The organism is Cohaesibacter marisflavi, assembly GCF_963665895.2.
Lineage (GTDB): Bacteria > Pseudomonadota > Alphaproteobacteria > Rhizobiales > Cohaesibacteraceae > Cohaesibacter > Cohaesibacter marisflavi.
Map to the genome: position 1 here is coordinate 1225712 of NZ_OY762534.1, position 26101 is coordinate 1251812.

23 protein-coding genes, 1 tRNA gene and 1 pseudogene are annotated in these 26101 nt (G+C 53.1%); 3 read left to right on the plus strand and 22 right to left on the minus strand.

The genetic code is table 11. The features are described 5' to 3' along the window. Window positions 1-185 precede the first annotated feature (185 nt). The 12 genes from ACKPCT_RS06715 to ACKPCT_RS06770 all read right to left on the minus strand — a co-directional run bounded on the left by ACKPCT_RS06715 (window position 186) and on the right by ACKPCT_RS06770 (window position 13150). Complete coding sequence (locus ACKPCT_RS06715; RefSeq protein WP_319568745.1) at window positions 186-2126, minus strand: FAD-dependent monooxygenase; 1941 nt, start codon at window positions 2124-2126, stop codon at window positions 186-188. A 134-nt stretch (window positions 2127-2260) separates the two neighbouring features. After that, a complete protein-coding gene (gene hpaD / locus ACKPCT_RS06720) occupies window positions 2261-3115 on the minus strand; it encodes a 3,4-dihydroxyphenylacetate 2,3-dioxygenase (RefSeq protein WP_319568746.1) in 855 nt (284 codons plus the stop codon). A gap of 62 nt (window positions 3116-3177) precedes the next feature. Beyond that, complete coding sequence (locus tag ACKPCT_RS06725) at window positions 3178-4491, minus strand: TRAP transporter large permease (RefSeq protein WP_090074768.1); 1314 nt, start codon at window positions 4489-4491, stop codon at window positions 3178-3180. Between the two features lies 1 nt (window position 4492). Beyond that, entirely contained in the window at window positions 4493-4993 is a 501-nt protein-coding gene (locus ACKPCT_RS06730) for a TRAP transporter small permease (RefSeq protein WP_090074767.1), read from the minus strand. Continuing rightward, on the minus strand, window positions 4990-6015 hold the full coding sequence (locus ACKPCT_RS06735; protein WP_319568747.1) for a TRAP transporter substrate-binding protein: 1026 nt from the start codon (window positions 6013-6015) through the stop codon (window positions 4990-4992). The genes ACKPCT_RS06730 and ACKPCT_RS06735 overlap by 4 nt, the downstream gene beginning before the upstream one ends. 152 nt (window positions 6016-6167) lie before the next feature. Further along, on the minus strand, window positions 6168-6929 hold the full coding sequence (locus ACKPCT_RS06740) for an HpcH/HpaI aldolase/citrate lyase family protein (RefSeq protein WP_319568748.1): 762 nt from the start codon (window positions 6927-6929) through the stop codon (window positions 6168-6170). A gap of 11 nt (window positions 6930-6940) precedes the next feature. Beyond that, complete coding sequence (gene hpaH / locus ACKPCT_RS06745) at window positions 6941-7741, minus strand: 2-oxo-hept-4-ene-1,7-dioate hydratase (protein ID WP_319568749.1); 801 nt, start codon at window positions 7739-7741, stop codon at window positions 6941-6943. Then, window positions 7735-8613 (minus strand): fumarylacetoacetate hydrolase family protein, encoded by an 879-nt coding sequence (locus tag ACKPCT_RS06750; RefSeq protein WP_319514526.1) that lies wholly within the window; start codon window positions 8611-8613, stop codon window positions 7735-7737. The genes hpaH and ACKPCT_RS06750 overlap by 7 nt, the downstream gene beginning before the upstream one ends. Window positions 8614-8624: 11 nt before the next feature. Then, window positions 8625-10076: an NAD-dependent succinate-semialdehyde dehydrogenase gene (locus ACKPCT_RS06755; RefSeq protein WP_319569397.1), complete on the minus strand. Its 1452-nt coding sequence runs from the start codon at window positions 10074-10076 to the stop codon at window positions 8625-8627. Between the two features lie 59 nt (window positions 10077-10135). Continuing rightward, window positions 10136-11116, minus strand: coding sequence for a 3,4-dihydroxyphenylacetate 2,3-dioxygenase (gene hpaD, locus ACKPCT_RS06760; protein ID WP_319568750.1), 981 nt, complete (start codon window positions 11114-11116; stop codon window positions 10136-10138). 125 nt (window positions 11117-11241) lie between these two features. Continuing rightward, window positions 11242-12750 carry a 5-carboxymethyl-2-hydroxymuconate semialdehyde dehydrogenase gene (gene hpaE, locus ACKPCT_RS06765; protein ID WP_319568751.1) on the minus strand — a complete coding sequence of 503 codons (1509 nt, stop codon included), beginning with the start codon at window positions 12748-12750 and terminating at the stop codon, window positions 11242-11244. A 10-nt stretch (window positions 12751-12760) separates the two neighbouring features. Continuing rightward, on the minus strand, window positions 12761-13150 hold the full coding sequence (locus ACKPCT_RS06770) for a 5-carboxymethyl-2-hydroxymuconate Delta-isomerase (protein ID WP_319568752.1): 390 nt from the start codon (window positions 13148-13150) through the stop codon (window positions 12761-12763). A gap of 167 nt (window positions 13151-13317) precedes the next feature. Here ACKPCT_RS06770 and hpaR point away from each other — a divergent pair, with 167 nt between their 5' ends. Beyond that, complete coding sequence (hpaR, locus tag ACKPCT_RS06775; protein WP_319568753.1) at window positions 13318-13782, plus strand: homoprotocatechuate degradation operon regulator HpaR; 465 nt, start codon at window positions 13318-13320, stop codon at window positions 13780-13782. A gap of 497 nt (window positions 13783-14279) precedes the next feature. Here the strand turns inward: hpaR and ACKPCT_RS06780 are convergent, their stop codons facing one another. Then, complete coding sequence (locus ACKPCT_RS06780) at window positions 14280-15248, minus strand: quinone oxidoreductase family protein (RefSeq protein WP_319568754.1); 969 nt, start codon at window positions 15246-15248, stop codon at window positions 14280-14282. A gap of 82 nt (window positions 15249-15330) precedes the next feature. On the opposite strand from ACKPCT_RS06780, the gene ACKPCT_RS06785 reads away from it, so the two are divergent. Next, complete coding sequence (locus ACKPCT_RS06785; RefSeq protein WP_319568755.1) at window positions 15331-16206, plus strand: LysR family transcriptional regulator; 876 nt, start codon at window positions 15331-15333, stop codon at window positions 16204-16206. Between the two features lie 651 nt (window positions 16207-16857). On the opposite strand, the gene ACKPCT_RS06790 is transcribed toward ACKPCT_RS06785, so the two are convergent. The 7 genes and pseudogenes from ACKPCT_RS06790 to ACKPCT_RS06820 form a co-directional block, all read right to left on the minus strand. Continuing rightward, window positions 16858-17661: an amidohydrolase family protein gene (locus ACKPCT_RS06790; protein ID WP_319568756.1), complete on the minus strand. Its 804-nt coding sequence runs from the start codon at window positions 17659-17661 to the stop codon at window positions 16858-16860. After that, window positions 17654-18706: a tripartite tricarboxylate transporter permease gene (locus ACKPCT_RS06795; protein WP_407652460.1), complete on the minus strand. Its 1053-nt coding sequence runs from the start codon at window positions 18704-18706 to the stop codon at window positions 17654-17656. Before ACKPCT_RS06795 ends, ACKPCT_RS06790 begins: the two co-directional genes overlap by 8 nt. Before the next feature lie 28 nt (window positions 18707-18734). Then, window positions 18735-19142: a tripartite tricarboxylate transporter permease gene (locus ACKPCT_RS06800; RefSeq protein ID WP_319568758.1), complete on the minus strand. Its 408-nt coding sequence runs from the start codon at window positions 19140-19142 to the stop codon at window positions 18735-18737. Between the two features lie 35 nt (window positions 19143-19177). After that, entirely contained in the window at window positions 19178-19636 is a 459-nt protein-coding gene (locus tag ACKPCT_RS06805; RefSeq protein ID WP_210186811.1) for a tripartite tricarboxylate transporter TctB family protein, read from the minus strand. 10 nt (window positions 19637-19646) lie between these two features. After that, a complete protein-coding gene (locus tag ACKPCT_RS06810) occupies window positions 19647-20600 on the minus strand; it encodes a Bug family tripartite tricarboxylate transporter substrate binding protein (RefSeq protein ID WP_090074751.1) in 954 nt (317 codons plus the stop codon). 515 nt (window positions 20601-21115) lie between these two features. After that, window positions 21116-21277: pseudogene (locus ACKPCT_RS06815) on the minus strand (transposase); the annotation flags it as partial. A gap of 612 nt (window positions 21278-21889) precedes the next feature. Continuing rightward, window positions 21890-21964: transfer RNA gene (locus ACKPCT_RS06820), tRNA-Glu, on the minus strand. Between the two features lie 196 nt (window positions 21965-22160). Between ACKPCT_RS06820 and ACKPCT_RS06825 the strand changes: the two genes are divergently transcribed. After that, a complete protein-coding gene (locus tag ACKPCT_RS06825) occupies window positions 22161-23105 on the plus strand; it encodes a bifunctional helix-turn-helix transcriptional regulator/GNAT family N-acetyltransferase (RefSeq protein ID WP_319568759.1) in 945 nt (314 codons plus the stop codon). A 21-nt stretch (window positions 23106-23126) separates the two neighbouring features. Here the strand turns inward: ACKPCT_RS06825 and recJ are convergent, their stop codons facing one another. Further along, window positions 23127-24941: a single-stranded-DNA-specific exonuclease RecJ gene (recJ, locus tag ACKPCT_RS06830; RefSeq protein WP_319568760.1), complete on the minus strand. Its 1815-nt coding sequence runs from the start codon at window positions 24939-24941 to the stop codon at window positions 23127-23129. 128 nt (window positions 24942-25069) lie between these two features. Beyond that, window positions 25070-26059 (minus strand): class II fructose-bisphosphatase, encoded by a 990-nt coding sequence (gene glpX / locus ACKPCT_RS06835; RefSeq protein WP_319568761.1) that lies wholly within the window; start codon window positions 26057-26059, stop codon window positions 25070-25072. Window positions 26060-26101: the final 42 nt, after the last annotated feature.

Genomic DNA, 26101 nt, shown 5'->3' on the forward strand with positions numbered 1-26101 from the left:
GCGCGCGCCCACATTTAAGCTTATTGAAAAGTACAGGCTATACGGATGATTGGGAGTGTGGACCCCAGACGCCATCTGACGCGGACTTGCCCTGATCGCACAGGAGGCCGGGGCCGTATTATGCAGATCCCTTCTATTCTGAAGGGATCTGCTTGTCCGACAAACGAATGTTTAGAGTAATGGTCTTACTGCCCGCGCTGATCCAGCATGAATACATCAAAAAACTCAGTGAGTTGATCATGCGCATCGAGAGGCAAGATAGTCGCAATATGCTGGTCTGGTCTGACCACGACCACACAGCCCTTGGATCGATCAATGCCGCGCATTTCATAGACGTCCTTGTCCGAGTCGGTTTGAAACACTTTCTCGTAATCCCGCAACCCGTATTTACCTTTTGCTGGCCACAGATAGTCCTGTAGGTCGTGCATGGATAAGTCCTGCTGCTGGAAGACGGAATACGTGTCGATGACCGCATCTATATCCGCCCCTTTCGGAGTGTATTTCTTCACCGGCGACTTTTCATTGTTGGCAAGAAAATCAACCAGCCGGGCAGAGGCCGAAGTCGGCTCTATTGGCGATTGCGTATCACCAAACACAAACAGGCGCCAACGACCATCCGCCTTCACCAGATGCCCCAGATGTTGGCTCCGGCCGTCTGCCACGCGCGTAGCTTCAGCAGAGTGGAACCGCTGGCCTATATGAAAGCCCGTTGCCAATTCCTGATTTTCCTGCCCGGTGCAAATGTATGACGGGTAGTATTCGATTGACGTCCCAGCCACAAAGCCGCTCTGACGCTTCATGAACGCTTCAATCTTGGTGGTATCAATCTTGGCCTGCTCGGAAGCGTCCCCTGCAACGGGGCGCGTGGCAACCAATTTTGATAGCTCACGATCAGCGTCAATCAGTTGTTGCGCAACCTTGCGACGCTCCGTGCCATAGGTGCTCAAAAGCTTTGGATCGCTGCGACCTTGCAGAACAGCGGCCAATTTCCATCCAAGATTGAAGGTGTCCGGCAGCGAGGTGTTCAACCCCCACCCGCCCTTCGGGCTATGAGTGTGGCAGGCATCACCAGCCACAAAGGCACGGGGAATAATGTTATCTGAACTGCCAATCGGTCGATTGTCAAAGCGGTCTGCAATGCGCTGGCCTACCTCATAGATGGACCACCAGGCGACCTCTTTCACATCCAGCTTATATGGATGGAACACCTTCTGCGCCTTCGCGATCAGATCCTGCTCGGTCAGTTTGACATCTGCCACGCGTTTATCTTTGCCCAGCAGATCCAGCTCCACATAAAACCTGCAAAGATATCCACCTTCCCGCGGAATCGTCATGACGGCCCCGTGGTCATGAGATTGGAGGAAACTCTTCACACGGATATAGGGAAAATCCGTCTTGAGAAGAATATCCATGACGCCCCACGCCTTGTTGGCAGATTCCCCCTGAAGCCGAATATCCAAGGCTTTGCGCACACTGCTTCGCGCCCCATCGCTCCCGACAATATAACGGGCCTTGATGACCTCTTCGGCTTGCTTGCCTTCTTTATCGGTGCGCTTGAATGTGGCCGTGATCGGATATGCGTCCAAGTCCTGTGTCAGGCTGTCATCAATCTCCAAGGAGACCAGTTCGCGGCTGTAGTGCGGGCGCAAAGCGGTGATGGAGTTTTTCATACCATCCAGCAAGAGCTCGTGAAGGCGTGCCTGATTGACGATCCCATGAGTAAACTCGGAAAGTCCGGCTCTCGCGTCAGGAATTTTATGAGTCAGTTTGATATTCTGCGGATTTTCCGGATCCGGTTCCCAAAATGTATTTTGCTTCAGCTGATAGGTTTCTTTCACGACCATTTCGCTGCTGTTAAACGCTTCCATAATTTCCATAGTGCGAGAAGAAATGCCATCTGCACGTCCGAACAGAAGCGGACCGGGCTCTTTGTCGACAATGCAAGTGGTAATGTCGGCAAACTCGCTCATCTGACGCGCCATGGTCAGACCTGCGGGACCAGTCCCCACAATCAGCACGTCAACTTGAGCCGGCAGATCTTCGATCGGTGGGTTCGGATATGGTTTTCTAGCAGCATCGGGAATCTGATAATTCCCCGGTTTGAAGCCATTTAAATGAAATTGCATGAGGTTTCCTCCCAAATCAATGCAGCTCACTTGTGCTTTAAAATACTGATCTGGCCCGGTGAAGGGCCAGACCTAGGCTGCGCGTGATGGCCCGGGCCCCCATGTCCCGGGCATCTGTTTCCTTAGGCCGCCAATCAGTCGAGAGAAAAGACGACATTGGTTTGACCGGTGCCCGAAGACGGGAAGTATTCGGTGATCACTTCACCTCTGCCCTTATAGTCTTTCCAACCAAGGGCGCCAAAAAGCATGATGGTGTCATGCATATCGCCCTCGCCGTCACAATATTTTGCATAGTCGGGCAGCATATCGAGGAAGAGCTCATTCTCGCCATTTCGCCACATCTCAAGCACACGACGATCCACGACCTCATTGAATTTGGAAGAGATGGTGAAGGTGCCGTTATTCTCGGCATAGATATCATTGGGCCAGATCTGATGGCTGAGTGAGCCGGAGGCGATTAGCGCAACCTTTGAATCGGACTTCTCGATTGCCTTGCGGATCGCCAATCCCAGCCTGCGCGAGCTTTCAAGGCTGTGCACGGTACACATGGCCGCAACGGAAACGACTTTCAAAGCAGAGTCTGCGTTCATGTAGCGCATCGGAACCAACGTGCCATATTCCAGGTCAAGGCTATCGACCTGATGGCTCAGCGTATAGACATCATCCTCTCGCGCAGTCTCCGCGATCAAGTTGCCGAGCGCCGCGTTTCCTTCATATTCGTAAGGCAGATCCTTGATGAACTGGGGAAATTCATGCGAAGTGAACATCCCTTTGAAGCGGTGATTGGCGTTGACATGATAGGCCGCGTTAACAAGCCAATGGGTATCGAGCACCACAAAGGTATCCGCTCCGGCTTCGCGTGCCCGGCGGCCGATCTCGGCATGCCCATCAATGGCGGCCTGTCTGCAGCCTTTCAATTTTGTATCCCGTTCGGACATGACCATGGTTGGTACATGTGTGACCTTGGCGGCCAATACGATTTCACCCATAGCTTTTCCTCCCTCTACGGTGAATGGTGTGCACCCGCTCCCTCACTTCCTGCGTCCCCGGCCTAACCGGCGACCAATAACAGCGAAAGAACGGGAAAGAAAATCAGCAGCAGAAGCCGCAGAATATCGGCGATCCAGAACGGCAGAATGCCCTTGAAGATGGTCTTGAGCGAAACATCGGGCAAGGTCGCCTTGAGAACGAAAACATTCATGCCAATGGGGGGCGTGATCAGCGAGATCTCGGTGACAACAACCACAATGATGCCAAACCAGATCAAGGCGAATTCCGTGTCCGACAGCAGATCCATGCCGAAGTCCAACTGATACATCAGCGGATAGAAGATCGGAACGGTCAACAGGATCATGGAAAGGCTTTCCAGCACAGTGCCAAGAAGCAGATAGATGATGATGATCATCGCCATGATGATCCAGGCATTGACCTCAAGAGAATCAATGAAATAAGCCAACTCATCGGGGAGACCGGCAAGGTTGATATAGTTGGAGAAAACCTCCGCGCCAATGATGACAAGAAAGATCATGGCTGTGCTTTCCGCCGTATCCATCAATGCGCGCCAGACTTCCTTTACCTTCGCATGACCGGTTGCAACGACCATAAGGAGCGCCATACCAGAGCCCATGCCTGCAGCTTCAATCGGCGTGAAGAACCCACCATAGATACCGATCATGATAAAGGCGAACAGTGCGACAGACAGGATGACACCATAGAGGCCTTCGACCGGATGATCGTCAATATCATAGGATTTTGGAGCCAGCGATGGGTTCAGCTTGACAGCGACCCAAACCGCAAGAACATAGCCCAACAATCCTATGATCCCGGGGATGATGCCAGCCAGAAACAGCAGGCCGATATCGCTTTCGGTCAAAATCCCGTAAATGATTAGAATAACCGAAGGCGGAATAAGAATACCCAGTGTACCACCTGCAGCGATTGCCCCCGAGGAAAGGCTGTCGGAATAGCCAAATTTCCGTAAGGATGGCATCGCAACCTTTGACATTGTCGCAGCCGTTGCGAGCGACGATCCTGATACGGCCGAAAAGCCGCCGCAAGACAAAACCGCAGCCATTGCCAGTCCGCCCGGCAGGCGCCTGACAAGACGTTGGGTTGCCGAAAACAATCCAGCAGCGACGCCCGAATAGGCAAGCAGATTGCCCATGAAAATGAACAGCGGAATAACCGAAAGCGAATAGGAAAATACCGTATCGAATGCCGTCGTTGAAACCATGATCAAAGACGCATCGATGCCGCGTAAAAGAGCAAATCCAATGGTCCCAATCACAATCATGGCGATCGCGATTGGGACGCGAAACATGGCAAGCGCCAACAGCAGAGCCGTTGCAATGAGAGGTTCGGTCATATCAAAACTCCTGGCGTTTGCGCATTGGAACGAGCACAATCAGGCCGCTGACCAGATAGGTGATGGCTCCAAGTAAAGCGGCAGGCCAAACCGGCAACGAAAGATCGTTGGTCACAGCGCCGTCTTCGAACAATTTCAAGCCATGCTCCCCAACATTCCAGCTGAGAACAAAGAACACAATTGCCGTAACCGCGGCCCCGAAGCGCCCTATCCGTAAATAGGTCTCGGAACTCCAGAAATGGCTTAGTAGGTCTACCTCCACATGACTGTCCTTGAATGTAGTCATGGGCAGAGCCGCCAGCACCAGATCGGCAAGCAGGATCTGGGTCAATTCAAAGGCGCCGGGCAATGGGGCGTCAAAGAAATAGCGCCCGATAACGTCGATCACGGTTACCGCCACGAGTGTGAGCAGGAAGGCCGCAGCCATTGCAGGCAGAACACGGACGATGATGAAGCGAAGTCCTTTGAGGGGCTTCGGGTGTTTACGATGTGCAGCCATCATTTGTTTGGCTTTACAGTTTGCATGCTCGCAAGAGCAGCGGCGGCATCGTAGCCTTGCGCCTCAACAGCTTCGATCCAAAGTTTCTCAACGCCAGCCGAGACGTCTAGGATTTTGCCCAAAACGGCTTCGTCTGCTGCATAGACAGTGATACCAGCCTTCTTTGTGGACGTGAGGCCCTTGGCATCGGCGTCATCCCAAGCTTTGCCAGCCAGTTCAGAAAAAGCCTCACCGGAAACCGACATGATCGCGGTCTTGTCTTCATCTGAAATGCCATCCCATTTGGCCTGGTTCATCACCAAAAACCAGGAGGTGTTGTAAAGGCCACCGGGCACAGTCATGACGTCGGTGATGTGCTTATCAAGTTTGAAGGCGCGGACTGAATCCATAGCCATGCAAATGCCGTCAATCACACCGCGCGTGAGCTTTTCATAAACTTCACCCGATGACATGAACAATGTGGTCGCGCCCACCCCTGACATCAGGTCAGCAGGATAGCCCCCCGGAGTTCTAAGCTTAAACCCCTGAAACCTGTCCGGGCTGTCAAAATGATAGTCCTTGGAAAGCAGCACGCCGGGACCATGGGTAAAAAGCCCCAAAAGCTTGGTTCCTTCATGTTCCTTGGCCGCCTCCAGCTGACCACCATAGATAGTCCAGAAATTCTTGGAGATTTCGGTCGCACTCTTGCCAAGAAATGAGAATTGCCCAATACGAGAGCGCAGGAAGCGGTCATCCTTGGTAAAACTGTGAAGACCGTATGTGATGTCGGCGACACCATCTTTTGCCATGTCGAAATGCGCAGGGGGTGCCCCCAGAGGCTTTGTAAGAACGCGAACAGTCACGCGTCCTTCAGTGACCTTGTCCACTTGTTTCGCCCAAGGCTTAATGGCTCCCATGACCAACGGATGCCGTGGCGGCAGCCAGCTGGACAGAACCAGTTTAGTGTCAGCACTTGCACCACCACTAGCGAACATGGAAACAGCAAGCATAGCCCCTGCAAGAAAATTACGTCTGGAAATGGTCATTGATATTCCTCCCCCTGTGACCGCCTGTGATCAAATCGGTTTGATGGACAATCTCTCCTCTAAAGTTCGCCGCTCACAGTTCAAATTTTTATTTAACTTGTTAACAATATAGCAGAGTTGGTTCTGCTTTCCATTGCCTACATTTGTCGAATTCAAGCAAAATTCTTTTGCAAGGCAACGAGCCCTGCGCGCAAAACACCGACATCGGAGCCAACGGCCAGAAACTCGACCCCAAGTTGCTTGTAGCCCTGGGCAAGAGATTGATCGGACGTCAAGATTCCCGCTGCTTTGCCTGCTGCCTGAATGCGTTTGAGCGTATCGGTGACGATCTTCTGCACCTCTGGCGCTCCCGGACGCCCCAAATATCCAAGGTCCGCAGCCAGATCAGCTGGCCCTACAAAAACGCCATCAACGCCATCAACAGCAAGAATGTCATCAAGAGCATCAAGCCCGGCCCGGCTCTCTACCTGAAGCAAAACGCAAACCTCTTCGTTGGCGGTTTGTAGATAGTCGGCAATGCCATTATACTCAGAAGCACGAGCCAGAGCCGCCCCCACGCCTCTTACGCCATGTGGTGGATATTTCGCCGACCGAACAACCTCGGCAGCCTGCTCGCTGCTTTCAATCATCGGAACAAGCAGAGTCTGAGCCCCGATATCAAGCATCTGCTTTATCTCGGCCCGATTATCATCGCGTGTCCTGACCACAGCCTGCGTCTTTGCACCGATTGAACGGAGCTGCGCAAGCGTATCGCGCAAACCGTTCGGCCCGTGTTCTCCATCAATCAGCAACCAGTCAAATCCGGTTCCGCTGCACAATTCAGCGACAGATGGATCTCCCAGACCCAGCCAAAGGCCGATTTGTGTCTCACCTGCCTTGAGGCGCGTTTTGAAGATATTCTCTGGGGCTGGCATGGGAGCCTCCTTCATTCAAAATTTACAGTTACATGGCCGAAATCGCCATAATCGGCAGCAATGCGTGTGCCGGCCGGACATTCGATAGGCGCGATGAAGGAGCCGGCCAAGACAACCTGCCCTGCTTCGATGCGCTGGCCATAGTGCCCCATCCGTTCCGATAGCCAGACGATGCCCATGACCGGATCATTCAGCACAGCAGCCCCAAGGCCCGTGGCCGTAACTTCATCATTCTTGGTCAGGATTGCGCCCACCCACCGAAGGTCATACGCCTCGGGTGCATGGCGCTGTTCTCCCAACACGATGCCACCGTTGGCGGCATTATCTGAGACCGTATCGAAAATTTTTCGGGTCTGGCCTGTTTTGGCGTCTTGCCTTGCAATCCGCGTATCCAGTATCTCCAGAGCTGGAGCGACATAATCGGTCGCCGCCAGAACATCCTCCCTACTGACTTTTCCATCCAGTGGAGCTTTCATGATGAAGGCAATTTCCGCTTCGATACGCGGCTGGATAAAGCGGGTCGCCGGTATGGAAGACCCGTTCTTAAAGTCCATATCGTCATAGAGAACCCCACTGTCCGGCGTAGAAATGCCCAGAGCATCCTGCATGACCTTGGACGTCAGACCGATTTTCCAGCCGATGATGGACCGGCCCTGCGCCTTCTTGTGCGGCATTTGAGCAGCCTGAATGGCATAGGCATCGTCCAAAGTAATGTCAGGATATTGAACGGAGAGCAGACCAATCTGCTGCCGTGTCTGTTCTGCCTTCAGCAAATCTGCCGCCGCATTTTGAATGGCTTGTTCACTTAGCATTGTTCATCCTCCACGCCATTGCGTAGCAGGCCAATGCCTTCTGCTTCCACTTCGATCACATCGCCCGGCTTTAACCAGACAGGAGGATCAAATCGCGCGCCAGCCCCAGTGGGTGTTCCGCAAACGATGACGTCGCCAGGAACCAGCGTGCAGAAGGTGGACACATAGGCAATGATATAGCGGAAGCTGAACATCATGCGCGACGTGCGGTCCTGCTGACGCATTTCACCATTGACCCGGGTTGTCAGTTCAATGTCATCCAATTGGTCGGCTGACCGGAAAGGCACAAGCCAAGGGCCTATGGCGCCCGAGCTGTCCCAGTTTTTGCCTTGGGTGACATTGAATTTGGCATGACGCACCCAGTCGCGAATGGTGCCCTCATTACACAGGGTCAGAGCGGCGATATGGTCATAGGCATCCGCTTCAGCGATCCGCCGCCCGCCCTTGCCGATGACAATGGTGACTTCGCCTTCATAGTCGAGCTGAGGACTTTCCGGCGGCCGCACGAGATTGCCTTCATGACCAGTAAAACTGCGCGGAAAGCGAATGAACATCGACGGCTTGGACGGGGCGGCCTGCCCGTCCTTGTACTCGGCATTGCGATCTGGGAAGTTGACCCCGATGCAAATCAGCTTTTCCGGCTTGTCGATAGGAATGAGATAGTCGACATCCTCTTCTCGATAAGCAGCAGAACGCCCTTCCGCTGCCTTGATGAGCTCTTCAAGTGCTCCGGCTTCGATGACTTCCTTGAGGCTCGGAAAACGCGTTCCGAACTCTGGCGTCAAATCGATAATGCCTTCATCCGTTACCAAGCCATAGCGATCGGAACCATTGGCATGAAAGGCCGCAATGCGTGCGGGAATTGATTTCATAGTCAGCCTCCTCAGGCTATTCCGCCGAAGCAGAGATATTTGATTTCAATGAATTCCTCGATGCCATAACGGGACCCTTCCCGCCCGAGGCCAGAGGATTTGATGCCGCCAAACGGCGCTTCAGCTGTCGAGATAAGACCGGTATTGATGCCGACCATTCCATATTCAAGTTGTTCCCCGACCATCCACGCACGCGCCAAATCGCGCGTATAGAAATAGGAAGCCAAGCCGAATTCGGTGTCGTTTGACATGGCAACGACGTCAGCATCCTCTTCAAATCGGAACAGCGGAGCGACAGGACCGAAGGTTTCCTCCGAAGCGATCGCCATATCCTGTGTCACGCCGGTGAGGACCGTCGGTTCAAAGAAGGTGCCCCCCAGTGCATGGACTGAGCCTCCACACATGAGGCTTGCCCCTTTGCTTGTGGCATCTGTGATATGTTCCTCGACTTTGGCAATGGCTTTGTCGTCAATCAACGGACCGAAGATCGTGTCTTGCTCCAAACCATTTCCAACCTTAAGGGTCGACAGTTTTGCAGCGAGTTTTTGTGCGAAAGCCTCATAGACGCCGGATTGGACATAGATCCGGTTGGCACAGACACAGGTTTGGCCATTGTTGCGAAACTTTGAGATGATCGCCCCTTCAACAGCGGCGTCCAGATCCGCATCATCGAACACGATGAATGGCGCATTGCCTCCAAGCTCGAGCGCCAGCTTCTTGACCGTTGGCGCGCATTGTCGCATCAACTCCACCCCCACCGGTGTCGAGCCGGTAAAGGTCAGTTTACGAACCTTTTCACTGCCGGTCATCACCGCCCCAATGGCTCGCGCAGGCCCGGTAATGACCGACAGCAGACCATCAGGAAGCCCTGCCCGTTGCGCAAGGACTGCGAGCGCAATGGCAGAAAAGGGCGTCTGCTCGGCAGGTTTGAGAACCATGGCACAACCGGCTGCGAGCGCTGGGCCTGCCTTGCGTGTGATCATGGCGTTGGGAAAGTTCCACGGCGTAATCGCTGCAACGACACCAATCGGTTGCTTGATGACAACAATCCGCTTGTCCTCGGCATGACCGGGGATCACATCGCCATAAACCCTGCGCGCTTCTTCGGCGAACCACTCGATGAAAGATGCGCCATAGAGGATCTCGCCCTTCGCTTCCGCCAGCGGCTTGCCCTGCTCCAACGTCAGGATCAGCGCCAGATCATCCGCATTCTCGATCACGAGATCGTACCAGCGCCGCAGGATGATCGATCGTTCCTTGGCTGTTTTGGCAGCCCAGAGTTTCTGCGCAGCGTCTGCGGCCTTGATAGCTGCCTCTGTTTCAGCGGCTCCAAGGCTTGGGACACAGCCGATGGTCTCGCCCGTCGCCGGGTTGGTGACCACTATTCCCGTATCGTCCGCAGGTATCCAGTGCTCCCCAACGAGAGCGGCCTGCTTGAGCAGTGACGGATCTTTGAGCATCAGTTAGTCCTCATTTCGAACTGCCTAGGAAGGGCCTTTCCGGCCCATCCCGAACCATCAACTCACGGGGCGATGATCGGGCTTGCTGCCATATCGCTCTGTTTTGGCTCAAGGTCTTCAAACAGGGAGCCATGTTCGAACCAGGACCGTGGAGCCGGTGCTCCCCAAAGAGTCTGGCGTTGAGGATCTTTGAGGTCCCATTTGATGGCCTCCAGATCGGGATCAACAGTTTGATAATCAGAGCAGTAGATCTCGATACGGTGCCCATCCGGATCAAGAATGTAGAGGAAGAAGGCGTTGGAGATGCCGTGGCGACCCGGGCCGCGTTCGATATTGCTTACATAGCCAGTGGTCGCCATCAGATCGCACAGATCGATGATGTTGAGTGGGGTTGGCACCCAGAAAGCGGTGTGGTGCAGGCGCGGCCCCAGACCATTGGTAAAGGCGATATCATGCACGCCGCCCTTGCGATGCGTCCAGGCAGCCCATAGTTTGCCGCTTTCCTCGTCCTCGGTATATTCCGTTACACGGAAGCCAATTTCATTGTAGAAAGCCACACTCTCATCAACCGAAGATGAGAAGCAGTTGAAATGATCGATGCGTAGCGGCTTCACGCCCTTGTAAAGTTCATATTTTTGATGAATTGGAGCAAGGCGATCCATCTGGAAATAGAATTCAATCGGCATGCCGAAATTGTCGACGGTAGCGAGAGTGCGCCCCTGATAATCGCGTTCGACCCATTCAACCCGATGGCCTTTTTGTTTGAACCAATCATGTGCCTTGTCCAGTTCGTCCTCGGAAAACACCTTGAAAGACAGGCTTTGTACATCGCTTTTGTCCGTTTTGCTCAGGACAAGGCAGTGATGGCCACGCTCTTCCAGAGCACGAAGATAGATTGCACTATCCGTCTCATCGGTGACCTGCAGGCCGAGAGTGTCTACATAAAAGCGACGGCTTGCGCTGAGATCCTTGACGCCGAAAACAACGTGGCTCAGGCGTAGAATGTTAAATGGCGGATACAGATTTGGTGCTGGAATAGGCATGTTTCTCTCTCCCCTGGACACATATAGGTGTCCTGTATTTTGTTTTGCGGCTCTCACTGGAACGCTTGATTAACAGTAGTCTGGGGCAGGTTTGCCTGCCCCAATGTGCTCTTGGGTTGAGCCGGTCAGCCCAACCGAGGCACTTTGTGATGTTGTCTTGGGAAGGAAACATTGACGGTTTCCATATAGAAGTCGAAGGACCAGTCCCCACCATCTCGCCCGATGCCGGATGCTTTGACGCCCCCAAACGGCGATGGCAAATGACGCACATTTTCTGAGTTCACCCACATCATTCCGGCCTCAAGGCTGTCGGTCATGCGCATGGCGCGATCCAGATCACTTGTCCAGAGATAGGCCGCGAGGCCATACTGAACATCATTGGCAAGGGCCAAAGCCTCGTCTTCATCCTTAAACGGAATGGCAGTCAGAACGGGACCGAAAATCTCTTCCTGTGCAATGGCCATGCTATTGTTGGCACCGGTGAACAATGTTGGGCTAACAAAGCAACCAACCTCACCGACCTTCTGACCACCAGCTGCAATGGTTGCCCCCTCCTCGCGCGCCTTGGCGAAATAGGACAAGACCTTTTCCTCATGCACCGGATGGATGAGCGGCCCGACGACAGTTTCCGGATCAAGCGGATGCCCGACCTTGATGCTCTTGGCAACGTCTGCCACCTTGGCCGTGAACTCTTCATAGATGCTTTCCTGCACCAGCAGGCGCGAGGATGAGGTGCAACGCTCCCCATTCAGCGAATAAATCATGAAGGTTGCTGCGTTTACTGCGCGATCAAGATCGGCGTCATCAAACACGATTACCGGGTTCTTGCCACCAAGTTCGAAATGGAACCGCTTAAGGGTATCCGCGCCCTGACGCATGATGTGCGAACCGGTGCGACTTTCTCCAACAAAGGCAATAGCCTTGATGTCCGGATGCTCGGTCAAAGCACGACCGGCACCGTCGCCAAACCCGTTGACAAGGTTGAGGACGCCTTTCGGCAACCCAGCCTCTTCCGCGATCTCAACAAGAAGCTTGGCCGTCATGGGCGAAAATTCTGCGGGTTTGTGCACCACGGTGCAACCAGCGGCGAGAGCCGGAGCAATCTTCCAGGTAGACAACATGAAGGGTGTATTCCACGGCGTGATCACACCGATCGGTCCGATCGGCCGGCGCGAAGTCACATTCATCTGATTGGGATTGCGAAGAGCCACCCCGTCTTCGGCTGAAGGGGCCTGATCGGCAAAGAAACGAAAGTTTGCGGCACCACGAACAGCAGCCTTCGACATGAAACGCAGGGCCTGCCCTGTATCCATGCACTCGGTAAAGGCAACTTCCTCGGCCCGGGCTTCAATGGCTTCCGCAACCTTGATCAGGATGGCCTTTCGTTCCTTTCCGGGCATTTTTGACCAACCGACAAAGGCGTCCTTGGCAGCTGCGACAGCCGCATCGATGTCGGACGCATCCCCTTTGGCGACTTGCGCCAGAACAGAGCCGTCCACCGGGGAGATGGTCTCAAATGTATCACCAGTATTCGCAGGGACACTGGCCCCGGCGATATGGTTCATCACACCAGTCTCACGGAATTTCGCAAGATATCCCTGGGCTTTGGATAGATTCTCATCAAGAGCGCTCATAGATCTTCCTTTAATTCTGGCCTGATAGGCGGGCATGAATAGGGGTGTCTTTCCAGCTCAGGTCTGGGTTGATGACACGAATTTCGAGGGAGAGCGCAAAATGCGTCGTGGCCAAAGGTTCTTGAAGAGCGTCGCTGACTGCTGCGAATATCTCGTCCCCTGCAGACTTGAGCTGTGCTGTTGAACGACCAGAACCGACCGACAGGGTGAGTGCCGCAAAATCATTTTGCGGCAGCCCATCAGCAACGATGGCAAAATCCGCCTTGAAGGCACGCACTCGAATTCCCGCCTTAGGGAAAATTCCAGTTTTAAGCATCGCTTCATAGGCTGTACGGCATAGCTCCGCTATGTCAGCACGGCTTTCCAGACCCGCTGAATACTCGATTTTCAGATGTGGCACGATTTCCTCCCAATTATTTACTTAACATGTTAAATTATTCTGCTAATGTCAATCTGGCCACTATTCAATTTTAGTCTAGTGTTACAAAGTCTGGTAATTTGCGATCTTGCATCGATTTCTGAATATTTCTCGACAGTAGAAGCAATCACGCCGAAGGAGTTTAGGGAATGACAAAACAACCGACCCGCGCTGGCATGGAACTGAGCCAGACACAAAGAACGTTGCCAATCGCCCTATTGAGAGCGCGCGAGGCGGTGATGGATTATTTCAGGCCCTTGCTCGCGGAGCATGATGTCACGGAGCAGCAATGGCGCGTGATGCGCGTACTGGATGAGTTGGGAACTGTGGACGCCAGTTTTCTGGCCCGGCAAGCCTGTATTCTTGCCCCTTCCCTTACACGCATTATGCGAACGCTGGAGGCTCGCGGGTTTGTGGAGGTGAGCCGTGATAGCTCTGATGGTCGGCGCACATTGGTCTGCCTGAGTAAGGAAGGAAGCCAATTCATTCGGAAGCTAGCCCCGGCTAGTGCCAAGATTTATCAAGACATTGAAAGCAAAATTGGCGGCGAACGAATTGGCACGTTGCTCGATGAGATCGAGATTCTGCTCGAAGCCCTCAGCCCGGAAAAATGAGACTATATTCGCCATCATCGCCTATGGAGAAGAGGATTGTTGTAAACTAGCGGAAAGCCATGCCGAAGATATTCCCCACAATCATCCCTTTGCTGATGGCATCAAACGAGATTCGTTTCCAACATACGACCTTTTCCTTGCCTAGAATGCATACGATCTGGATTCTGCTCTTGGTGTTGAACACGCTGACTTGGAGGAATAGCTGGGCAAGGCCTGATTACTCGGGACGAGGCTGCATAGCACTTTTTAACCTATTGCCAGAAAGGCGAGAGCTACAGCCGGCCCAATCCGAATTATGGCACAATTGGATGTCTAGGAAATTTTGGGTGATATATATAGAGCCTCGATTTCCCGTTTATCAAAATGGTACGGGGCCGTCCAAATACGGACACTTGTTTACGAGCTTTCTCGGCAGCCCCGTTTTCCCACCCCAGCCATTCGATTGAAGCGCAGCATATGAGACAAGAAGGCTTTTGTGTCTCGTGCCAAAGCTCGCTCTAGATTACCAACAGGGGTATGCCAGTTGTACGGCCGTTTTCCAAAGCTGTTTGCGCTGCACCCGCGTCAGACAGCGGATACAGGATTTCCCTAGGGATTTCAGTACTGGCTTTTAGCGCATGAATCATCACGGGTGTCACTGCATTGTATCGCACCGGATTTGACAGATATGCCATCACACTTGGTGCATGGAATGCAAGACTTCTCAAAGGACTCAAATCTGTTGCTGTTAGCGATGCAAGGGCGCCGCCAGCTTGGCCAATACTTGCAAAGGTTCCAAATTTCTTCGTGGCCTCCAAAGAGGCCCTGAATGTTGGCTCGCCGATGCCATCGATCGTGAAGTCCACACCTTCGCCATCCGTCCAATCTAGCACGGCTTTAGCTATGTCCGCATCTCTGCCAATGATCACGGTATCTGCTCCATAGCCGAAAGCAACTTGCGCCTTTTCATCCGAGCTTGCTGTCGCAATAACCCGCGCGCCCAACAGTTTGGCCCAAGGCACCACAATGCTGGCCAGACCGCCCGCCCCCGCATGGATCAAGATTTTTGTTCCTAGTGACACTGCGTGCACTCTAAAGAGTAGCATATGGGCGGTGAAGGCCCGCAGGAGGCTGCCTGCGGCGTGCGAGTCAGAAATGTCTGCTGGAAGCTTTATCGCGCGCCATGCTGGCAAAATTCGAGCCTCAGCGTATCCACCCACAACGCCGGCGTAGCCAACACGATCCCCTACAGCGAGATGGCTAACACCGTCTCCAATTTCCTCCACCACGCCTACGCCCTCAACGCCGAGAATAGCTGGCATGGGGAGCGGATAGATGCCCTTGCGTTGATAGATATCGATAAAATTCACGCCTGCGAATGTCTGCCGCAGCCGGATTTCGCCGTGTCTCGGCATTCCAGGATCTCGTACGACAAGTGATAGATTCTTGACAGCGCCGGGACCGGACAATTCGATAACCTTGTTCATGATTGACCTCGTTAAATCGTTACGAGGTGAAGGATCTGTAATTTTCTTGCCTTTTGGAATGCGCAAATTGCGCATATATTTGATGCATATTTTAACCTTGAAAGGCGTGTCTGGTGTGATGGATTGGGAGAATATTCGGTATTTCAGAGCCGTGATTGAAACCGGCAGCGTTGCCGCAGCTGCCCGTGAGCTAGGCGTTGAACGAACCACAGTGACCCGACGGATACAAGCGCTCGAGCGAGAAACAGGGCTCGAGCTTTTTGACCGTCGCGGAAGGCGATTGGTGCTGACGGCAGCAGGGCAAGATTATGCTCATGTAACGGGCCGCATGTCTGACGCTGCACAGGAAGCGGCCCTTTGTGCGGAAGGGATACGGCCGGGGATGAGTGGTCGCATCAAAATCTCGGCCCCACCCTCTCTTGCCAAAGCGCGATTGATTGCCCCCCTTTTGGCATTCGGGTTTAAGCATCCAAAACTAGAAATCGAGCTCATTGGTGAAATCGGTTTTGCCTCGCTGCATCGTGGCGAGGCTGATATAGCGGTTCGGTTGTCTCGCCCGGAAGAAGGGGATCTCGCGATTTCCAAAATGAGTTCGATTGCGTTTCACCTCTACGGGCATCGAGATTATGTTGCGAACACGCCCGAAGATAAGAGGCGCTATATTGGTCAAAGCGACGAGACCGTAGCTACGCCACAACATGTGGCCCTCAAACAGATAGCTGGCGGAAAGTTTGCCATTTATTTGGATGACATTGACCTTCAATTGGCCGCTGTCCTCGCAAAGGGCGGCATTGCCGCATTGCCCGATTTCCTCGTCGAGCATCAGGATGACCTAGTGCATTTGGGAGCGAAGACCCCGCTTGTCGAGCGCGAAGTCTGGTCCGTGACCCATAATGCTCAGCGTCACCAAGAAAGGATCAAGGAAACGATCAATGTTATCAGACAGGCTCTTCACTGATGCGTCAGGCTTGAGAAATGATAGGCAGTTTGAAACCCCAAAGTGTCTACAATTATAGGGGCAATTCACTTCAAGTGATGGCAGATCTTCAGGATAAACGCAAACTCCGGGTCCACGACGGTGTCCGTTATCAAATGAAATGGTACCAAAGTGGCTTCAAGGTAAGAGAGCATTTGTCTCATCTGGTTGTAGATACTATGCGGCGGTTTTTCGGTGAAGCAAGCGCCTTTTTTCGAGTGTATCCTGTATGATGATTTTTTTTTGCCTGATGTCTGTCTCATAACCTTTCCTATGGGGTTAGGATGAGACAAAATCTCTCTCTCTTAGCAAATCAACCTAGTTGGACCCATAGGCGTTGATGGCGAACAGGCCCACACCCGATTCTCGCAGGTGTGAGCTTCTCCCGGAAAACTGGGCGATGACATATGCTGCAAATTTTGATTCGCTCATCTTTAAGCACCGTGTTTAGGCCAGCCTCTGGAGCCCGCCACTTTACTACCGCAACAAGTCAGCGGCTTTTTCGGCGATCATCACGACAGGGGATGCGGTGTTGCCGGAGACAACTTTCGGCATGATAGAAGCGTCTATGACCTGCCCCCTCCACGCAGAGATTTCAATGTCATCCGGTTTCAAAATCCCACCCGTGGCTTCCTAGAAGCCATAAAGTTTTTCGGCGTTTTTCCATGTGCAGGCCAGATACTGCTCGGGAGACAGAACCCTCTGCAGCAGCTTCAGCATAGGTGGAATTTGTGGAAGCGGCGGCTTCGTCATCACATGCGGCCAGTCGCTGCCCCAAATGCATTGGTCCGGGTAGGCTTGCGCAATGGTTGCGACCAAAGTGTCCAGATCGTCATAGTGTCCTATCTGGCGGCTGACTCGGGTGGGGGAAAGCTTGACCCAGACGCGGCCCGTATCCATCAGACGGCACAATTTTTGCAAATCCCCAGGCACGTCAGGGTCGACATGGGCAATATGATCTAGAACCAGTAAAACCGCTTTCGGAAGCTTCGGCATAAGAGACGCTATGTCGTCGAAACTCCGTGGTTCGGTGTTCAACTCGATGTGCCAGCCTAGGCCAGCGGCGACTTCACCAAGAGCAGGCAATGTGTGAAGATCGCTGCCCCCCAATCTCGCGCGGTCCTGAATTCTGATGGCACTCACGCCAGCTGCATGCAGCGCTGGCAGATCGGCCGTTTCCGGGTTGATCGCAGCAACACCGCGCAAGGAGAGCCCCACTGATTGCGAGAGTGTTTCAACCAGCCGCGAATTGTCTGTTCCATCGACTGACGCCTGAATGATAACAGCGCGCTTAATGCCTAAAGGAGCCACCTCCTGCTCATAATCCGCAATGTCTACAAGTGGGGGGTCATAGGCCCCGCTTGTCTTTGCTGGCCGTTTGAAGAAGGAATGGATGTGGCAATCACAGACCATGCTGGAATTGGAAAGATTAGCCATCGCGACCGGGCCTCTTGCTTCTGAAATATACGAAGACGCTGGTTGTGATCGACATCACAATAAGCACCAGCAAAATGAGCGTAATGGGAGAATCTGCAAAAATTGCGAACTTTCCACCACTTGTCAGCAAAGCTTGACGCACGCTTTGCTCAAAGGGATGCCCGAGAATGAGGCCGATGAGCAGAGGCGGAAGCGGAAAGCCGCTGCGCCGGAAGAGAAAGCCGAAAAAGCCAGCCCCTAACATGACCCAAACATCAAACAGGTTGTTGTTTACCGAGAAAGCGCCAAACAATGCCAGAATGGCAATCGCTGGCAGCAGATGCCGTGGCTGAATGCGCGTTACATGAATGGCAGCACGGAAAAGAAGAAGGCCAAGGATAACAGTCGGAATAGATGAAAACAGCAACGCTTCAAAAATGGCGTAAACTTCAAGTCCATTCTTTTCAAAGAGAAACGGACCGGGTGCCAAACCATGCAGCATGAATGCGCCCAGAATGACAGCCGTGACCGCGTCTCCGGGGATGCCAAGCGCCAGCGTGGGGACCAGAGCACCGCCCGTCACAGCATTGTTGGCAGCCTCGGGTGCGGCTATGCCTTCGGCTGCGCCCTTGCCGAATGTTTCCGGTTCCTTGGAGCGTGAGCGCGCCAGACTGTAGCTCATGAAGGCAGGAACGGTGGAGCCGATGCCCGGCAGAATACCAACGAAGGTGCCGATCATGGAGGAATAGAGGAGCGTCAGGCGCATGCGCCACATTTCAGCAACGGACACATGGGACGAGCGCAGCTCCGGCATGACATCGGCGCGAACCTCCGGCGCTCGGTTAAATACCTGCAGAAACACTTCCGACATTGCAAAAAGTCCAATCAGGACCGGAATGAGCTGGAAGCCGGATTCCATGGCGAAGGAATTGAACGTGAAACGCGGTGTACCACTGATCGGATCAAGTCCGACAATGCCTGCGCAAACACCAACCAGCACCATGATCAAGGCATCAAGCCGGGAACCGCCGCCAAAAAGCACGATCACCAAAAGTGCAAACAGCATCAACACCGCCATTTCGGCAGGCCCAAAATCAAGCGCCAGTCGCGCCAAAAGGTTCGGCAAGCGCCATGAGCACAAGGCAACTGAAGATATTGCCAAAGACACTGGCAAAAAGCGCCAGCCGCAGGGCGCGTCCACCTTCGCCGCGCCGCGCCATGGGAAAACCATCCATCGCAGTCGCCGCCGAGGATGGTGTGCCGGGTACATTAAGGAGGACAGCGGAAATCGATCCGCCAAAAATTGCCCCCTGATAGACACCCAGAAGCAGTATCATGGCGGGAACGGGCTGCATGGCAAATGTTACCGGAATAAGCAACGCGATAGCCATTGTCGGGCCCAGCCCCGGAATGGCGCCGATAATTACGCCGGTTGTAATGCCGATCAGGGCCGCAGCCACAATCCAGAGATCCAGCAATTGAAGAAATGCATCCCAAAGCACTGCGGAAGTCCTCACACTAAAAATATGTTAATTCATCAAGGAAGGGGAACGCCTATGCCGTAACGCCCGCCATAGTAGACGGTAATGGCGACAATCAAAGGAAGCCCCAAGACAAGCAGCGGCCGCCGCTCACCCAGCGCCAGCGTGGCAACAATGCCAAAAAAGATGGCTCCAGGAAGAAAACCAAAATGCGGCATTGACCAAAGCGCAATAATTGCGGCCAGCAGAACGATGAACACCTGACCATAGCGATGGACAGGACCGATCGGGGTTTTCTGTTCCCCGAAATTCAGGATCAGCCTCAATGCAGAAATTGCTGCCAGCAACCAGAGCACGACCACGGGAACCGTGCGTGCATCCGGCCACTGATCGCCAAAGCTAAAAATCTGAATTTCAGAATCCGCGATCCAGATTCCGACAAGCGAACTGACCAGCAATAGAATGCTGGTCAGAGCTGGCATGGTCAGTTGAAAATGCTTTGTTTTAGAGGTCATTGCCATTCACTTACTTGCTGATTTCTTTAGCAATTTCCTGATAGGCGTAGAAATTTTCCGAGATCGTCTTTTTCAGTGCCTCGCCCGACATGATACGGACTGGTTGGCCGAGCTTGGTCATGAATTTCTTGAATTCATCTGAGCTTGCAGCTTTCGTGAACGCAGTTTCCAGCTTGCTGATGATCGCAGGGTCGGTTCCAGCAGGAGCCAGAATGCCGACAATCGAGGGGAACTCAGCTTTGTAGCCAAGATCATTCAAAGTAGGCGAATCGGGAAATTCAGGATCTCGTGAGCCATCAAGCACACCAAGCAGGCGAAGCTGCCCGTCTTGGACGAGATCACGATAGGCTGGAACGAGCGAGATGTCGACATGACCGCCGAGAACTGCCGCGGTGGCTGCCGAGGCTCCATTGAAAGGCACATGTTGCAAAGCGCCACCCGACTGCTTGGCGACGGAAGTGAATGCCAGATGAGCACCACCAAGCGCACCTGCCGTACCAAAGCTGAGGCTTGTGCCGGATTTTGCCGCCTCAATCATGTCTTCAAATGTCTTGTAGGGCGAATCCGCCTTCACAAGAACGCCATGATAGGGGCCGGAATAGTTGAGAACAGGCTCAAAATCTTTGAGAGGATCGTAACCGACCGGGCGCAGAGCTGGTGTTACAAAAGAGGGTGATGAGGTCGCAGCAATTAATGTGTATCCATCAGCATCAGCCGCCGCAACGGCGCGCATGGCGTTTGCACCGCTGCCACCTGGCATATTTTCAACAACGATCGGTTGGCCGAGCAGCTTTTCGGTCTGCGAGGCAAGCTGCCGTGCGGATGTATCGGTCGTACCGCCAGCGCCATAGGGAATGATGATTTTAACTGCATGGTCTGGATAATTATCCGCAGCCTGAGCGACAAACGGTGTGAGCAGCATACCGGCAGCAAGTGCAAGACCAAAACGACGTGTGATTTTCATATTTTTCCTCCACTAGGGAACTACTCTGCGGAAAGTCCGACACTCTTTTCAAGCATCAGACAACAGAACAGTCGAAACCCAAATTTGACACATCGGAACGGGCAATTTGCATAGCTGTTGCTTCAACTCAGAAAGTTAAACCGCTACGATCGACCATACCTACGATGTCATCCTCCACTGTCGATATTACCTACAGCTACATTAAACAAAAAAGCGCGTATTTCTTAACATTAGAGTTAGAATAACTTCATCAACAAAAACAGCACTTATGCATTGACCGCAAGACACCAGATCAGGTCCACTTCAATCGAATGAAACCGTTCAACATCGCCGGATGAAACAAGGCCAGCTCCACTTATAAATAAGCTCAAGACTGTTCAAACAAACCGGGCTATCTCTCCATAATTCGAAATTGCTCATCCGTGGTCGAGATTGGTATTTGCGGCGGATTTCGTCGAAAAAGTGGTAGATTTTGAGGAGGAATTTGGTGCGGTAAAGAGGCTGTTGATGGCACTTCACGCCGGGATAGAGATCGGATTCGTCATCTTGCGCAGGTTCTGGGCTGTCACTGCGACATAGAATTCGTCCCTGGCTCCATTTGGCCCTCTGAGGCATAACCGATGCAGTTTCATGATGCGCTTGAGATGAGCAAACAGCCTCTCCACCTTTTTTCGCTTGTGAATTGGCGATTAAAATTGACGCACCTGTATCCGTTAGTGTCTGCACACCAAGTGCGGAGGAATAAACAGGTGATATTGATGGACAGTATTTTGAAGTTCCGTCGCAGGGAGCTGCTCGACAGGACGTCAACCGGATGGGCTGGCACAGCTTGTATGACAACGGAATTCGCTACAATAGGGGCAAAACAGGTGGATTGGTTGACCTGCCACTTCATGCCAACCTAGAAGAGTTTCTAATCAACATTCCAAGCCATCAGAAAACCTTCATCACGAAAACCAAATCTTCTGATGAAAGCTATACAACTGAACCGTTCGGCAATTGGTTTGGGAAACAATATAAGGAATCCGCGTTCCTGGGTCACCACATGGATTGCGCAAAGCCGGCGCTACTAAACTGGCCGAGGCTGGAGGCTCCGAGTATGAGGTAATGATCTTCTTGGAACACAAAACGCCGCAGGAAGCACGGAAATATGTAAAGGCAGCGAACAGGAAAGAAGATGGCTGATAATGCCATGGCTAGGCTTAAATGATGTTTACCCCAAACTTTCGTGCTGTACAAAAAAGCCTTCCGAAACTCAATGAGTTGCGGAAGGCTTTTTTGGGTGCGATTGGTACGCCCTACGGGACTCGAACCCGTGTTACCGCCGTGAAAGGGCGGCGTCCTAACCGCTAGACGAAGGGCGCTCATCAATCGGTGAGGCGGTTTATAAAAAGCTTTGTCCTAAAGCGCAAGCCTCAAATTTGGCTTTTTAGACTTTTTTTCATTCCGATGACAGTTTGTCCAAAGACTTTTCATTTCACCTTGCGCAAAGGGGTGCTTTGGGCGTAATTAGTTGCTTAATCGAACTAAAAAATTCAGATAACACAGCGGTGAACCAGAATGTATGTCAGGGACAACCTCGTTAATGATATCCGCACGTCTTCGCGTCAACTTGTACGCCAATGGGGTGTCCTGGCCAAGCATGTGGCAGGGACCGACTATTCTCTAAGCGCTGTGCACGCCGTGTTGGAGATCGGCCTTTCCGACGGCATTAAGTCGAAAGATTTGGCCCATGCCCTGATACTGGAAAAATCGACCATCAGCCGCCTTGTCAAAAGCCTTGTTGAACAGGGACTGGTTGTCAAGGTAAACGACAAAGCCGATAGACGTCAGCAAGGGCTCTCACTCAGCGAGAGCGGGAAAACCCTTTTCGAAGCCATCAACCTGCATGCCAATGAGCAGGTTCGCGATGCACTCGATTCAGTGGACCGGTCAAGTGTCGTAAAAATCGTTGAAGGCTTGAGGCTCTACGCCAATGCTCTTGGGCATACAGAGACAGCGGAAAGTCCACAACGAGTCGAGATTAAAACGGGCTATAGAGCGGGCCTTATTGGCCAGATTTCAGCGCTGCATTCTCAATTCTATTTTGATTTGGTTGGCTTCGGGGCCGTATTCGAGGCAATTGTCGCGAGCGGAATGAGTGAGTTCGTGCAGAGGCTGGACAAGCCTTGCAATCAATTCTGGTATGTCGAAGAGAACGGCAAGTTTTTGGCCAGCCTTGCTCTGGATGGGGAAGATATAGGCGACAATATTGCTCATCTGCGGTGGTTTATCGTAGATGGGAGCTTGCGCGGCAAAGGCGTCGGGCGTCAGCTGTTTAGTCGCGCTGTAGCTTTCTCTGATAAAGCCGGGTTCAAGGAAACTCATCTCTCTACTTTCAAGGGCCTAGATGCGGCGCGCCACATCTATGAGTCATACGGCTTCGAGCTTGTAGATGAAAAGCCGGACACGACGTGGGGCAAGGAAGTCATCGAGCAACAATTTGCGCGCAAACGTGCCGAATAACCTCCTCATTAAAGCCCCTTGCTATGGCCCTTTGACTTCGGCGGCATCAATGATGCGGAGCTGAACGGAGGGCCGTCCTTGCCAATAGTCAAGGGAGAGGCTGCCCGCTACATGTAGGCTACTGCCTCTATTCTCCAGCAATAGCTTGCCGATCGGTTCTTCAGCGGCTCTGAAGCAAATGCCCTTCAGCTTGCCGCCAGAACTGTTTGACAGGGTACAGCGGATGTGTCCCCCCTGCCCTACGACATCGGCAAAGGCTATTTTGTGGGAGGGAAACACGAAGATCGGTTCGGGATTGCCTGCGCCATAGGGGCCTGCCTTTTCAAGCATCTTGACAAGATCTTCTGTAGCGCCGGTCGCGGTCAGGGCTGCGTCAATTCTCAATTCATCGTTGGAGCGTGCTTGTTCCACCTGCTCACTAAGACGTTCATGAAGAAAATGGCGGAATTCTTTTATTTTGTCGGTTTCGATTGTTAAACCGGCCGCCATAGCGTGGCCTCCGCCCTTGACAAGCAATCCTGCCGCATGGGCTGCGCGTACGGCGCCCCCCAAATCAGAACCTGCGATGGAGCGACCCGAGCCCGTGCCAGTACCGTCGGGGCCGAGTGCAATGGCAAAGGCGGGCCGCCGGAATCTTTCCTTGAGACGTGAAGCCAGCAACCCGACGATCCCTGCATGCCAATCAGAACTGTAGGTAACAAGACCCGCCCCGTCGGGGTCTTCCATCAGCTGCCTTTCAGCCTGCGCGATGGCGTCTTCCAGCATGATCTGTTCAAGCGCCTGACGTTCCTTGTTCAGTCTTTCTAGTTCTGAAGCGATATGTTCGGCTTGTGATTGATCCTCACTGGTCAGAAGCTTGGCTCCGAGCGCCGCGTCACCGATACGGCCACCGGCATTGATACGCGGGCCCAGCATGAAGCCCAGATGATAGGGACTGACAGGTCCGGAAACGCGGGAAACGGCCAAAAGCGCATTTAAACCAAGATTCCGGTTGGCACGAATGACCATGAGCCCCTTAACAACGAACGCTCGATTGAGGCCAATAAGAGGAACCACGTCGCACACGGTTCCCAGCGCTACCAGATCCAGCCAGCCAAGCAAATCGGGTGCAGGGCAAACACTTTTGTAAAAGCCGGTCTGTCGCAGCGCTCTGTTCACGGCAACAAGGGTCATGAATGTGACCCCGACAGCTGCCAGATGGCCCAATTGGCTCAGATCGTCCTGCCGGTTTGGGTTGACCAAAGCAACGCAAAGGGGAAGCTCCTCCCCCACCTGATGGTGGTCGATGACTACGACATCGGTCTTGCGCTCATGGGCGCGTTGCAGAGCATCGAAGGAGGTCGAACCGCAGTCCAGAGTAAGAATCAGGGTGTGCCCCTGCTCGATCAATTGGTCCATAGCATCGGGGTTCGGGCCGTAGCCTTCAAATATGCGGTCTGGAATATAGATCGTTGCCTCGCAGCCGCAATGGCGCAGAAACAGAGCCATAAGGGCGCTTGATGTGGCTCCATCCACATCATAGTCTCCAAAGATCGCGATCTTTTCCCGGTTTTGAATGGCGCGGACGATCCGGTCTGCGGCCTTATCCATATCCGTCATGGTGGAAGGATCTGGCATGAGACGCTTGATGCTCGGGTCCAGATAATGCGCGGCGCTTTCGCTATCCTGTCCGCGGGCGACCATGACCCGAGCGACGATATCGGGAATATCTTCCCCTTGTGCAATGGCGCTTGCCAGCTCAACGCCCCTCAGATCCAAGCTTTCTACCCATCTTCGTTCTTTTGCGGATTTATCAACGCCCAAATAGCTTTTGCTGGTTTGATAGTCGGATAGCATTTGCTGGATCTAGTCTCTCGATTGCAGGAATCAGTTTTCGGCTGACAATTTAGCATGTTCGTGCAGGGGAACCACGAAAAAGGCGGGGTATCTTACCCCGCCTTTTTCAAACGCAATGGTCAAGCAAATCAATCAAGATGGAATTTCTCGAACTGACGATGCTCGGTTTCGACCCAGCGAACAGTGCCGGTGGAAGACCGCATCACAACCGTCTGGGTTTTGATAACTTCTTTGCCGAATTTCACACCGGAAAGCATGTTGCCATCGGTTACGCCCGTTGCGGCGAAAGTAACGTCTCCTCCGGCCAATTCCATCATATCGAATTTCTTGGACGGATCTTCAATGCCCATACGGATGGCACGCTGGAGCTGTTCGTCGTTATTGATGACGAGGCGGCCTTGCATCTGACCACCAATACAGCGCAAAGCTGAGGCAGCCAGCACGCCTTCGGGTGCACCACCAATACCCATATAGATATCCATGCCGGATTCGTCAGGGTCGGTGATATGGATGATGCCCTGCACGTCACCATCACCGATCAGACGGATGGCTGCGCCGGTTTCGCGTACATCTTCAATGAGTTTGGCATGACGTGGTCGGTCGAGAATACAGACATTGAGATCAGCAACATCGACGCCCTTGGCTTTTGCCAGCGCGTTGAGGTTATCGGCCGGGGAGCGATCAAGATCAACTAGCCCTTTGGGATATCCCGGGCCAATCGCGATCTTGTCCATGTAGACGTCAGGCGCATTCAGCAGGCTGCCTTCATCTGCAATGGAAATGACGGCAAGGGAGTTTGGCTGGTTCTTGGCGCACAGAGTTGTGCCTTCAAGAGGGTCCAAAGCGATATCAACTTTCGGTCCCTGTTTATTACCGACCTCTTCGCCGATATAGAGCATCGGCGCTTCATCCCGTTCGCCTTCGCCAATAACGACGCGACCGGTGATAGGTAGCTGGTTCAACTCGCGGCGCATGGCATCAACGGCGGCCTGGTCGGCGGCCTTTTCGTTACCCTTGCCTCTCAGGCGTGCTGCGGAAACGGCCGCACGTTCAACAACGCGAACGATTTCCAAGGTCAGGATACGGTCAAGGACCGGTGCTTCTCTGATTTCACTCATTCAAATTCCCCTTTTGCCCCGCGGGGCGATATGTTCAATGAA

What these genes read in the sequence shown, in the direction of transcription:
- ACKPCT_RS06715 (WP_319568745.1), bottom strand. Translation starts at nt 2,126, where the DNA reads ATGCAATTTCATTTAAATGGCTTCAAACCGGGGAATTATCAGATTCCC.
- hpaD (WP_319568746.1), bottom strand. Translation starts at nt 3,115, where the DNA reads ATGGGTGAAATCGTATTGGCCGCCAAGGTCACACATGTACCAACCATG.
- ACKPCT_RS06725 (WP_090074768.1), bottom strand. Translation starts at nt 4,491, where the DNA reads ATGACCGAACCTCTCATTGCAACGGCTCTGCTGTTGGCGCTTGCCATG.
- ACKPCT_RS06730 (WP_090074767.1), bottom strand. Translation starts at nt 4,993, where the DNA reads ATGATGGCTGCACATCGTAAACACCCGAAGCCCCTCAAAGGACTTCGC.
- ACKPCT_RS06735 (WP_319568747.1), bottom strand. Translation starts at nt 6,015, where the DNA reads ATGACCATTTCCAGACGTAATTTTCTTGCAGGGGCTATGCTTGCTGTT.
- ACKPCT_RS06740 (WP_319568748.1), bottom strand. Translation starts at nt 6,929, where the DNA reads ATGCCAGCCCCAGAGAATATCTTCAAAACGCGCCTCAAGGCAGGTGAG.
- hpaH (WP_319568749.1), bottom strand. Translation starts at nt 7,741, where the DNA reads ATGCTAAGTGAACAAGCCATTCAAAATGCGGCGGCAGATTTGCTGAAG.
- ACKPCT_RS06750 (WP_319514526.1), bottom strand. Translation starts at nt 8,613, where the DNA reads ATGAAATCAATTCCCGCACGCATTGCGGCCTTTCATGCCAATGGTTCC.
- hpaD (WP_319568750.1), bottom strand. Translation starts at nt 11,116, where the DNA reads ATGCCTATTCCAGCACCAAATCTGTATCCGCCATTTAACATTCTACGC.
- hpaE (WP_319568751.1), bottom strand. Translation starts at nt 12,750, where the DNA reads ATGAGCGCTCTTGATGAGAATCTATCCAAAGCCCAGGGATATCTTGCG.
- hpaR (WP_319568753.1), top strand. Translation starts at nt 13,318, where the DNA reads ATGACAAAACAACCGACCCGCGCTGGCATGGAACTGAGCCAGACACAA.
- ACKPCT_RS06780 (WP_319568754.1), bottom strand. Translation starts at nt 15,248, where the DNA reads ATGAACAAGGTTATCGAATTGTCCGGTCCCGGCGCTGTCAAGAATCTA.
- ACKPCT_RS06785 (WP_319568755.1), top strand. Translation starts at nt 15,331, where the DNA reads ATGCATATTTTAACCTTGAAAGGCGTGTCTGGTGTGATGGATTGGGAG.
- ACKPCT_RS06790 (WP_319568756.1), bottom strand. Translation starts at nt 17,661, where the DNA reads ATGGCTAATCTTTCCAATTCCAGCATGGTCTGTGATTGCCACATCCAT.
- ACKPCT_RS06795 (WP_407652460.1), bottom strand. Translation starts at nt 18,706, where the DNA reads ATGCTGTTTGCACTTTTGGTGATCGTGCTTTTTGGCGGCGGTTCCCGG.
- ACKPCT_RS06805 (WP_210186811.1), bottom strand. Translation starts at nt 19,636, where the DNA reads ATGACCTCTAAAACAAAGCATTTTCAACTGACCATGCCAGCTCTGACC.
- ACKPCT_RS06810 (WP_090074751.1), bottom strand. Translation starts at nt 20,600, where the DNA reads ATGAAAATCACACGTCGTTTTGGTCTTGCACTTGCTGCCGGTATGCTG.
- ACKPCT_RS06825 (WP_319568759.1), top strand. Translation starts at nt 22,161, where the DNA reads ATGTATGTCAGGGACAACCTCGTTAATGATATCCGCACGTCTTCGCGT.
- recJ (WP_319568760.1), bottom strand. Translation starts at nt 24,941, where the DNA reads ATGCTATCCGACTATCAAACCAGCAAAAGCTATTTGGGCGTTGATAAA.
- glpX (WP_319568761.1), bottom strand. Translation starts at nt 26,059, where the DNA reads ATGAGTGAAATCAGAGAAGCACCGGTCCTTGACCGTATCCTGACCTTG.